The organism is Pseudodonghicola xiamenensis DSM 18339 (assembly GCF_000429365.1).
GTDB lineage: Bacteria > Pseudomonadota > Alphaproteobacteria > Rhodobacterales > Rhodobacteraceae > Pseudodonghicola > Pseudodonghicola xiamenensis.
Map to the genome: position 1 here is coordinate 1 of NZ_AUBS01000059.1, position 9,747 is coordinate 9,747.

Annotated in this window: 10 protein-coding genes; 6 read left to right on the forward strand and 4 right to left on the reverse strand. The window is 63.6% G+C overall.

Translation table 11 applies throughout. The annotated features are described in order from the left end of the window. The first annotated feature begins 109 nt into the window (after positions 1 to 109). Both G455_RS0121350 and G455_RS0121355 read left to right on the forward strand, forming a co-directional pair. Positions 110 to 358, forward strand: a complete 249-nt coding sequence (locus G455_RS0121350) for a hypothetical protein (protein WP_028095502.1) — start codon at positions 110 to 112, stop codon at positions 356 to 358. Between the two features lie 387 nt (positions 359 to 745). After that, a complete protein-coding gene (locus tag G455_RS0121355) occupies positions 746 to 1,843 on the forward strand; it encodes an AAA family ATPase (protein WP_028095503.1) in 1,098 nt (365 codons plus the stop codon). A 263-nt stretch (positions 1,844 to 2,106) separates the two neighbouring features. On the opposite strand, the gene G455_RS0121360 is transcribed toward G455_RS0121355, so the two are convergent. Further along, a complete protein-coding gene (locus G455_RS0121360; RefSeq protein WP_028095504.1) occupies positions 2,107 to 3,492 on the reverse strand; it encodes an IS1182 family transposase in 1,386 nt (461 codons plus the stop codon). A gap of 576 nt (positions 3,493 to 4,068) precedes the next feature. Beyond that, on the reverse strand, positions 4,069 to 5,157 hold the full coding sequence (locus G455_RS0121365) for an alpha/beta hydrolase (RefSeq protein ID WP_028095505.1): 1,089 nt from the start codon (positions 5,155 to 5,157) through the stop codon (positions 4,069 to 4,071). 221 nt (positions 5,158 to 5,378) lie between these two features. Here G455_RS0121365 and G455_RS0121370 point away from each other — a divergent pair, with 221 nt between their 5' ends. Both G455_RS0121370 and G455_RS0121375 read left to right on the forward strand, forming a co-directional pair. After that, positions 5,379 to 6,575 (forward strand): MFS transporter, encoded by a 1,197-nt coding sequence (locus tag G455_RS0121370; protein WP_028095506.1) that lies wholly within the window; start codon positions 5,379 to 5,381, stop codon positions 6,573 to 6,575. Between the two features lie 3 nt (positions 6,576 to 6,578). Further along, the gene (locus G455_RS0121375) at positions 6,579 to 7,019 is read left to right on the forward strand and encodes a cyclophilin-like fold protein (RefSeq protein ID WP_028095507.1); all 441 of its coding nucleotides are present in this window, start codon (positions 6,579 to 6,581) and stop codon (positions 7,017 to 7,019) included. On the opposite strand, the gene G455_RS0121380 is transcribed toward G455_RS0121375, so the two are convergent. Further along, positions 7,020 to 7,769, reverse strand: a complete 750-nt coding sequence (locus G455_RS0121380) for an SDR family NAD(P)-dependent oxidoreductase (protein WP_028095508.1) — start codon at positions 7,767 to 7,769, stop codon at positions 7,020 to 7,022. A gap of 89 nt (positions 7,770 to 7,858) precedes the next feature. Between G455_RS0121380 and G455_RS0121385 the strand changes: the two genes are divergently transcribed. Next, entirely contained in the window at positions 7,859 to 8,752 is an 894-nt protein-coding gene (locus G455_RS0121385; RefSeq protein ID WP_028095509.1) for a LysR family transcriptional regulator, read from the forward strand. 479 nt (positions 8,753 to 9,231) lie between these two features. Next, positions 9,232 to 9,459: an alpha/beta fold hydrolase gene (locus G455_RS26545; RefSeq protein WP_154664452.1), complete on the forward strand. Its 228-nt coding sequence runs from the start codon at positions 9,232 to 9,234 to the stop codon at positions 9,457 to 9,459. Between the two features lie 9 nt (positions 9,460 to 9,468). On the opposite strand, the gene G455_RS0121390 is transcribed toward G455_RS26545, so the two are convergent. Further along, positions 9,469 to 9,747 (reverse strand): transposase (locus tag G455_RS0121390; RefSeq protein WP_028095510.1); only part of this gene is annotated, 279 nt, incomplete at its 5' end.

A 9,747-nucleotide genomic window follows, 5' to 3' on the forward strand; every position in this document is an offset into this window, starting at 1 on the left:
GGCATATCCCTTTCTCGGTTGAGAATTGACGGCGCTTAGACACCGCCATGATATGCCGCCCCTCGGGGCATCACCAACTTTCGCGCGTTTCTCCTCTCGAGGCCGTCGAGTGTTCTGCCATCCCGAAGCGGCACCGCTGATCGCATCCGAGCCTTACGGCGAGGACGTCTGGGTTTCGCCCGCGGCGCTCGAGAACTTCCGGCAGAAATACGTGACCAAGAAGAGGCTGCCCTTGATCATGGGCGCGCGACCGCTCGCCATCGAGAAGTTGCTTCGGGAATGTGGGGTCAAGCCGATCTGGGACCCAAGGGAGTTCGGTGCTGCCATCTATGAAAGGGCAGACCTGCCCAAGGTTTGATCTGGACACGGACGACTTTGAATAGGATGCCGCCGAAAGGCGGCATTTTTCTTGGAAAATCGATGGACATTAATCCTGTGCCAAAAGGACAAACTGGCCGCCGCCGGTGCGAAGGGGATTCCTTGGAGTGAGTTATTTCAATGACTTACAGTTCGGTCGAGTGACCCCAATGGCGTTTTTTAGGTGGGTCCTACACTTGCGCGTCTGGCGGATTTGCGGCCTTTGATGCGTCGTGGCAGTGCTCCGCCCTGTTGGGCGCCGTTGACGGCCAGCGGCGCATTCGGCATCCCTCAGGGCAAATCCGGCCGGGTTCTTTCCAACCTCCCCCTCAAGCAGAACCTCTGCCCGAGGGCATGGCGCAACGCGCCAGAAAGGACCTCCACCTCCATGACGAAGATCAAGTTCATCGATGCCCGCTTCGCCGATCCCGACGAGAACGAGTTCGCCCTCAAGCGCCGCTTCGAGTGGCACCTGCGCAAGCTCCGTGCCCTTCAGGACGGGGTGTCCCCAAAGGTTCCGGGAGACTTTGAAGATGAGTTGCGCTGGAACGAGGACCTCATCGCCGTGCGGCTCTCGGAAAAGGACCTCAACAAGGTGCTGCGCCGTGCGCGCCGGGTAATGGGCGCGCGCGCCAAGGCTTCCGGGCTCAGCCATCTTAGCTCGGATGACCGACGCGCGCTTGAGGCGTTCCGTGGCGGGGCCGATCTGGTCGGCATCGCGAGCGACCACCGCGCCGATGAGATCGCCGCGGCCATTCATGCCGAGATGCCCTGGATGGCGGCCGCCACTGACTTCCTCTGGAAGGCGATGCGCCGCTCGGTGCGGGTGGGGGAGCCAGGCTTCCGTCTGCCGCCCGTGCTGCTCGACGGCCCGCCGGGGATCGGCAAGAGCGTATGGTCACGCGAACTAGGCCGCCACCTAGGTGTCCCGCGCTGCGGGATCGAGGGAACCGCCGAGCAGGCCTCTTTCGTCGTGAACGGCTCGCAACGGGGCTGGGGCTCGGCCTTCCCGGGACGGCCCCTGCAAACCATCGTCCAGAGCCTCTGCGCGAACCCTATTGTGGTGATCGACGAGATCGAGAAGGCCGGGACGCCGACCTCGACCAAGGGGCAGACCTACGGCTTGACCGAGGGGCTGTTGCCGCTGCTGGAGCGGTCTTCCGCGGTCGCCTGGAAGTGCCCCTATTACCAGGTCGGCTTTGACATGTCGTGGATCAGCTGGATTCTGACCTCGAACAGCCTGAGTGGGCTTCCAGTACCATTCCTGAGCCGCCTGGACATCCTGCGCCTTGCCGGTCCCGGCAAGGGGGATCTCATCTCCTTCGCGGAGCGCGAGGGCGCACGACGGGGGCTGGGTGATGCTGCCCTGGGGGCGATCTGCGAGGTGATCGACCAGGTTGCTGAGGCGCATGAGCTCAATCTGCGCCATGTGTCCCGCATGCTGGCCAGGGCAGAGGCGATGGCAAGCAGCCCGCAGCCGCATTGAGTGGTGAATGTGGGGGCTCGCCTTCTGGCGGCCTGCGGATCACAGCCGCCGTTCGGGCCGGGCGCGTCAGGTGGCCGGCGTCTGGCCTTGGCGCACGGTTGCGCTAGACGCGGCATGATGCGCCACGTCAACATGAAGGGCCGATTTTGTTGAAAAAGTCGGCCTGAGAACGCGTTTTGAGCTGCCCTCAGGTTCGGGTGTCGCCGTTTGGTTCGGACAATCGCCCGTCGCGCCGCCTTGTAGCGACTATCTGGCCACTTAGATCATGCCGCGGCCTCCGAGTTGGCGCACTGAGGCCGCAGCTTTGCGAGCTTTCGGAGGTTCTGGGCGGTGGCGGCGAGGAGGAATTCGTCCTTCGCACCATTGGGGCCGCGCAGGCGTAGCCGGGTCAGGCCGAGAATGCGCTTCAGATGTGCGAAGAGCATCTCTACTTTCTTCCGCTTGTCTCGGGATACCTTGTAGGCCTTGGTCTTGCGGCATTCGCGGCCGAACTCGCGTGCTTCCTCGTGGGGTTCACGGGTGACGTATCGGGCCTCCGCTTTCGGGCAGCAGATTTCCTTGGATGGACAGGTCTGGCATGTCGCCTTCAGGGCACGATATTTCTTCCGCCCGCCGGTGTCCTGACCCCGGTTCGGATCGGAGTAGTTCCGGCGATATTGCTTGAGAGCGTGCCCTTCAGGGCAGATGTATTGATCATTCGCCTCGTCCCATTCGAAGTCGGATCTGGACCAAGTGCCATCAGTCCGCTCCGACTTGTCGATCACCGGGATGAAGGGGACGATGCTCCGCTGCTCAACCAGCCATCCGAGGTTCTCTGCGTTGCCATAGGCCGTGTCGGCCGCTAGCCAATCCGGCCTGATCCCGAACCGTTTCTCGGTTCTGTCGAGCATCGTGCGCGACGCCCCGACTTCGGCCTGGCGAATGGCTCGCGTCGCCTCAACATCCATGATTGCCGAGCTTTTGGTGTCGATCAGGTAGTTGGTGGCGTAAGCAAAATAGGGGCGACTTTCCTCGGCGCGGGTCCATTGCGCCGCCGGGTCGGACTTGGCCACGAACTTCGGCTGGGTCGGTGACGTGGCGCCGAAGGCGGCATCATCCAGCGTGTCCAGATATTCCCGCGCCGCCCGGTTGCCAGCCTCGCGTGCGACCTCAGGGCTCCAGTCCTCGGCTGCGATTGACCGGGCCTTGTTGGCGTCAGCGGAGATCAGGCTGGCATCCACGGCAAAGCCCTCGCCGGACACCAAGTCCTCCCTCAGGCAACGCTCGACCGTGGCTTCGAACACCTGTCGCAGCAGATTGCTTTCGCGAAACTTGCCATGGCGATACCGCGAGAATGTCGAGTGATCCGGGACTTTCCCCTCCAGGCCCAGCCGACAGAACCAGCGATAGGCGAGGTTCAGATGGACCTCGTCGCAGAGGCGACGTTCCGATCGGATGCCCATGACGTAACCGATGACCAACATGCGGATGATCAGCTCTGGATCGATCGAGGGACGCCCGAGGTGGCTGTAGAACGGGCGCACGGCCTCCCTCATGCCATCCACGTCGAGGAACCGATCGATCTCGCGAAGCATAGGATCGGAAGGAACATGACGCTCCAGATCGAAGTCATAGAACAGCTGTGCCGGTGCCGTTTGGGTGCCCATCATGACGAAATCCTCCAATCCCCTCATAATCGAGTGAATCAAGGGACTTGCCGCGCTGCAACAAAGACTTTTTCAACAGCATCGGCGGGAAGCGGTCATTCGCTGCGCATCGTATGAATGACCGCGATGCGCAGAAAGCGGCCGTGCCCGGTTGAGTTGGTGCGCCGGTTTTACAGGCGCCCCCGACATACCGGCCGTCCAAGAATTGTCGCCGACCCTGCGCCACAGCTTCAGGAAAGCGGTCATTCTTCCACCGCGAAGCGCGTTCGAAGGGCAGAGATCCAGTTCGCGGAGAAGGCGCACATCTCACCCTGATGGCAGCGCAACGGCGATGTGGACGATGCGGGTCTGGGCAACAGCGCGATGATTGCATGACCGAGCGACCCTGAGGCTCGATTTAGCAGCCGGATTCACTCGGACCGAAGCGCAGCGCCCACCGGACAGTCTCGGAGTGATCTCGCGTCGCTTGTTCGGGCAATGCTGGGCGCGGACCGTCGGGCTGGCCATTCGATGTCCGGACCACCGAAATGAAACAGGGTGCGACCCGGCAGGCCGCACCCCGTCGTAAATCGCCCCGCTTCAGGCGAGGTTCTGGCTGAAGAACGACTCGAGCCTGTCGAAGGGGATGATGTCCACCTGATCATAAAGGTCGACGTGATCGGCGCCATCGATGATCATCAGCTCCTTCGGCTCGGACGCCGCGGCCACCGCATCCTCGCTGAAATAGCGCGAGTGTGCCTCGGAGCCGGCGATCACCAGCATCGGACGGGGGCTGATTTCGTCGACGTAGGTCAGCAGCGGCATGTTCATGAAGGACAGCGGATTGGTCACCGTCCAGCCGTCGTTCGAGTTCACCGACCGGGGGTGATAGCCGCGCTCGGGGTCCTTGTAATAGGCGAAGTACATCTGGGTGACCGGATCATCGATGCCGTCGAGGCTGTCGGGCAGGCCACCGGCGAGAGCGGGGCTGTCCGAGGCGGCGTCTTCCCAGCGTTGACGGCTCATGACGGCGAGGTTTTCGGCGCGCTGTTCGTCGGTAAGGCTGTCGTAATAGCCCTTCGCCATAACGCGAGACATGTCATACATCGAGGTCGTCGCGACGGCCTTCACCCGCTTGTCGGCGGCCACCGCGTTCAGAGCCATGCCGCCGAAGCCACAGATGCCGATGATGCCGATGCGCTCGCGGTCGACCGCGTCATGCAGGCCGAGGAAGTCGATGGAGGCCATGAAGTCCTCGGTGTTGATGTCCGGCGAGGCCACCGAGCGCGGCTGACCGCCGCTTTCACCGACATAGGACGGATCGAAGGCCAGCGTGACGAAGCCGCGCTCGGCCATGGTCTGTGCATAGAGCCCGGCGGCCTGTTCCTTGACCGCGCCAAACGGGCCGGCCACGGCCAGCGCGGGCAGCAGGCCGTCGGGCCGATCGGCGGGCATGTAGAGATCGCCCACGAGGGTGATGCCGTAGCGGTTGGTGAACTCGACCTTCGAATGCTCGACCGCGTCGCTTTTCGGGAAGGTCTTGTCCCAGTCGCTGGTCTGCGCGCGCAGCGGGTTGCCGAAGGAAGCTGCGGCAACGGTGGCGGCGCCCACGCCTGCCATCTTCAGGAGGGTGCGGCGGCCTTCATCGGTGACATCGGCTTCAGCGGGGGTTTGCGGTGCGTCGGTCATCTTTGATCCATTCGATTGCTTCGTCTGCACTCAAGATGGGGCCGCGGGACCATGCGATTAGCCCCATCAATCCGAATGTCGTGATGAGGTCTATTCATCAATGCGCGGGGCGCAGATGCGGCTTTGATCCATCCCATGCATCACTGCATGCCGGATTCCTGCATAAACGCGCGCATCCCGAGCGGATAGAAGAGGCCGAAGACAGACAGACGGAGCAGACCTTGACGGACATCCCCCTCGAAGAGCCAGACGATACGACAGGCGGTGCCTGGGCCGCCGTCTGGTCCATGTCGCTTTGTGTGGCAATGCTGATCGCGTCCGAGTTCATGCCGGTCAGCCTGCTGACGCCGATGGCCGAGGGGTTGGGCGCCACGACCGGGCAGACCGGGCAGGCGATCTCGATCAGCGGGCTGTTTGCGGTGGTAACCAGCCTCGCGATCACCACCATCGCGGGGCGGATCAACCGCAAGACCGTGCTGGTGGTGCTGACCACGCTGATGCTGATCTCGCTGGTGGTGGTGGCGCTGGCGCCGTCCTTTGCGGTGCTGATGGCCGGGCGGGCACTGCTTGGCGTCTGCGTCGGCGGGTTCTGGTCACTGGCGACCTCGATCCTGATGAGGCTGGTGCCAGAGGCCGACGTGCCCCGGGCGCTCGGGCTGATGTATGGCGGACAGGCGATTGCGGCGGCCTTTGCCGCGCCGCTGGGAAGCTATCTCGGCGACATCGTCGGCTGGCGCGGCGTGTTCTGGGCACTGACGCCGGTGGTGGCGCTGAACCTCGTCTGGCACCTTGTCGCGCTGCCCTCGCTGCCGGTAAGCGCGCGCGCGAGCTTTGCCACCTTCGGCACGTTGCTGAAACGGCGCTATTTCCGACGCGGACTGGTGGCGATCACCTTCACCTGGGGCTCGGCTTTCACCATGTTCACCTACCTGCGACCCTTCCTGGAACAGGTCACGGGCGTGGGTGTCGATCTGCTGTCGGTGCTGCTGCTGGTGCTGGGCGCGGCCGGATTTGTCGGCTCGTCGCTCTCGGGGCGCATGGTCGGGGGCCGGGTCGAGCGGATGCTCTGCCTGCCGGCGCTGGTGATGGGCGGCTGCACCGCCGCGCTGCTGATCGCCGGGGGATCGGTGATCGAGGCGGGGCTGCTGCTGGCAATCTGGGGTGCGATGAACACCGCAATGTCGGTGATCTGGATGAGCTGGATGTCGCGCAACGTCGATGACCTGCCCGAAGCTGCGGGCGGGCTGATGGTCGCGGTGATCCAGGCGTCGATCCTGCTGGGCGGTGTCATCGGGGGCTTCCTGCTGGACCTGTGGGCGATCGAGGCCACCTTTGCCGGGAGTGTCGTTCTGGCCATCGTCGCGCTTGCGATTACCGGCACGGGCCGTAACCTGTTGAAACCGAAGACGGAGAGCTGAGCCATGACGACCCACCCCAACCGCCGCGCCGTGCTGGCCGGCGCCGCCGCGCTGATGATCCCCGCCGTGGCCCGCGCGCAATCCAGCTCGGGGGCGATGCGGATGCGGGTCAGCTTCGACGATCAGCAAGTGACCTATCAGCTGTTCGACAATCCGACTACGCGAGACCTTGTTTCGATGCTGCCCGCAGAGCTGGAGATCCGGGATTTCTCGACCAATGAGAAGATCGTGCATCTGCCGCGTCGCCTCGACGAAGGCGGCTTCGAGGCGTTCCACGACGAGACGCCGGGGGATCTGTGCTACTTCCTCGGCTGGGGCAACCTCGCGCTGTTCCACGACGATTACACCTTCCGCGATGACCTGATCCGGCTGGGCCATATCGAAGGCGACGTGGCGCCCCTGCTGCACAAGGGCACCTATCCCGTCCGCATCGAGATGCTGTGATCAGGGCGCGGGAACGCCCGTCATCTGCGCGAACCGGTCCAGCACGGTGTCCTGAAACGCAAGGTTCTCGACCTTGGGGTCAGGGCGCTGTCGGCGCATGTGGTGCCAGTATCCGCCGCTGTCCTCCTCGGCACTCGTCGCCAGCCAGCATTGCGTCACATGCGCTTGGTCCAGCGGATCGCTGGCCGAGGCACCGCCCATCCGCGTCGGCACCCAGCCGGGATCGACCGTGTGGCAGACAGCAGAAACCCTGCGCGCGAAGGCCGCCGACAGCGCCGTGACCAGCAGCTTGCTCTCGCCATAGGCACTGCTCGCCGACCAGCGGCGGCGGGTCCACGCCATGTCGTCCAGCGCCCCGTCGTGGCCCCGGTGCATCGAACTGCCGGTGAAGACCAGCCGCGCGGGGCGATCCGCCAGCAGGCTGAGCATATAGGGCGCGAGCGCATTGACCATCAACACCCGAAGCAGGCCATCCGGCGTCTCCGCACGCTGATCGTCGATGATCCCCGCATTGTGAATGATCGCGTCTATCGGCCCGATGGCATTCAGGTCGCGGGCCAGCTGCCGGACCTCGGCCAGATCGCCCAGATCCCCCGTCAGAACCTGCGCCCTGTCTGCCAACCGCCCCAGATGCCCCGCACGCTCGGCATTGCGCGCATGCAGGACGACGTCGTGCCCGTCATTCACGAGAGCCTCTGCGGCATTGCGGCCCACGCCCGCCGTCGAACCCGTTACGAAGATGCGCGCCATGCCGTGCCTTTCTGTCTGTCTTGCTGATTATCCATAAATCGGATGTAATCGCATTTGATCAATCGGCCAGCCTGAATGAAAGACAGACGGTGCCCCGCGAAAACCTCAACGACCTACGGGCCTTCCTGGCCGTGGCGCAGGAAAGCAACTTCACCCGCGCTGCCGCCCGCCTTGGCGTGTCGCAATCGGCGTTGAGCCACACGATCCGCCAGTTGGAGGAACGGCTCGGTCTGCGCCTGTTGACCCGGACCACGCGCGCCGTCTCCACGACCGAGGCCGGTCAGCGCCTGCTTGACGGCATCAGTCATCACATCGGTGAAATCGACGCGCAGCTCGAAGAACTTGGCAGCTTGCGTGAGACCCCCGCGGGGACCGTCCGCCTCGTGTCCTCCGAGCTTGGCATCAGCCAGGTGCTCTGGCCCAAGTTGCAGCCGCTGCTGCGCGCGAACCCGGACATCAAGGTCGAGATCACGCAGGACAACGGGTTCAACGACATCGTCGCCGAAGGCTTCGACGCGGGCGTGCGGCGGGGCGAACACCTTGCCAAGGACATGATCTCGGCCCGGATCGGCGAGCCGCTGCGTTACATCGTCGTCGCTGCGCCGCAGGTATTCGACGCGCATCCAAGGCCGACGCACCCCCGTGACCTGGCTGACCTTCCCTGCATCAACTTCCTCCTGCAATCGGCCAGACGTACCTTCCCCTGGGAATTCCGCGAAGACGGGCACGACCTGCGGGTCAGGGTCGACGGGCCACTGGCGTTCAACAACATCTTCCTCGTGCTCGACGCAGCGCTTGCCGGTTTCGGCTGCGCCTACATGTCGGTGGAGCTGGCCGAACCCCATCTGAAGGCGGGGCGCCTGGTGCAGGTGATGGATGATTACTGTCCGTTCTTCGATCCCTTCCACCTCTACTACCCCAACCGGCGCCAACCTTCGCCAGCGTTCAGGGCCGTCCTGGAGGCGTTACGTCACAGGGGCTGAGCTGCGTAGGGGGCGCGCCCTTGTGGGGCAGTGACAGCCCTGTCATGCGAAGAGGCAAGCAACCGTCTTTGCTTCCGATGACACTGCATGGCGGGTTGCGAAATCTCCGCAGAGTGAGTGAGCAGCTTCGGCTACGGGGTCGCTTTCGCGCCTCTCATCGACGACGTTGGGTTTCGGCCGACACGTTTGATTGAAAGCCAGCTTGAGCCGCCGACCCAATAGTCGCCCGCTTGCACAGCGAACATCCGCTTCTCGCCCCGCGCTCCGTGCCAAGGTGTCATGGCCGGCGGGACAAGAAGGGCCATTTCGGGCTGACACCGGTCCTCCGCTGCGCCTCGCACGAAGGTCCGCTGTGGGCCGTGCATGAAAGCTTGAGTCCTCTCTGTCAATTGACGCTCGGAACACCGGTTGAAAGAGCAAGAAACGGTATGACACCTACGGTCTCGCCTTCCTATATGGCTTCCAAAACGGAGGGTCGAATGACACGGTTCTTACTGATACACGGCAGCTGGCATGGTGCATGGTGTTGGCACAAGGTTGCACCACGACTGGAAGCAATGGGGCATTCCGTCATCGTTCCAAACCTTTTGGGACGAGGCGCGAAAAGCCGACCGTTTCCGTTCGTCAGCCTTCGGGCGATGGTGCGGGATATCGGCAATACCCTTGGAAAAGATCAAAAGACGACCATTGTTGTCCACAGCCGTTAGGCTCAGGACTCATAACCAGAACATCACAGTTGCGGCGAGAGCGACGGCGGAGAGGAAGACCTTCGGGCATCTGTCGTAGCGGGTCGCCACGCGTCGCCAGTCCTTGAGCCTGCCGAACATGATCTCGTATCGCTGCCCGGCAGTGCATTGCGGAGCAATGTCACGAGAGGGGCGGTTGCGGCGTTTGTAGCGACGCTTGTCGTATTTGATGGGGCTCCTGCGCGCCTTGCGGCCAGGAATACAGGCCCTGATCCCCTTGTCCTGCAAGGCTTCGCGGAACCAATCGGC

Excerpts from the sequence above, each read along its gene's own strand:
- G455_RS0121355 (WP_028095503.1), top strand. The coding sequence starts at position 746 with ATGACGAAGATCAAGTTCATCGATGCCCGCTTCGCCGATCCCGACGAG.
- G455_RS0121360 (WP_028095504.1), bottom strand. The coding sequence starts at position 3,492 with ATGATGGGCACCCAAACGGCACCGGCACAGCTGTTCTATGACTTCGAT.
- G455_RS0121365 (WP_028095505.1), bottom strand. The coding sequence starts at position 5,157 with ATGACCGACGCACCGCAAACCCCCGCTGAAGCCGATGTCACCGATGAA.
- G455_RS0121375 (WP_028095507.1), top strand. The coding sequence starts at position 6,579 with ATGACGACCCACCCCAACCGCCGCGCCGTGCTGGCCGGCGCCGCCGCG.
- G455_RS0121380 (WP_028095508.1), bottom strand. The coding sequence starts at position 7,769 with ATGGCGCGCATCTTCGTAACGGGTTCGACGGCGGGCGTGGGCCGCAAT.
- G455_RS26545 (WP_154664452.1), top strand. The coding sequence starts at position 9,232 with ATGACACGGTTCTTACTGATACACGGCAGCTGGCATGGTGCATGGTGT.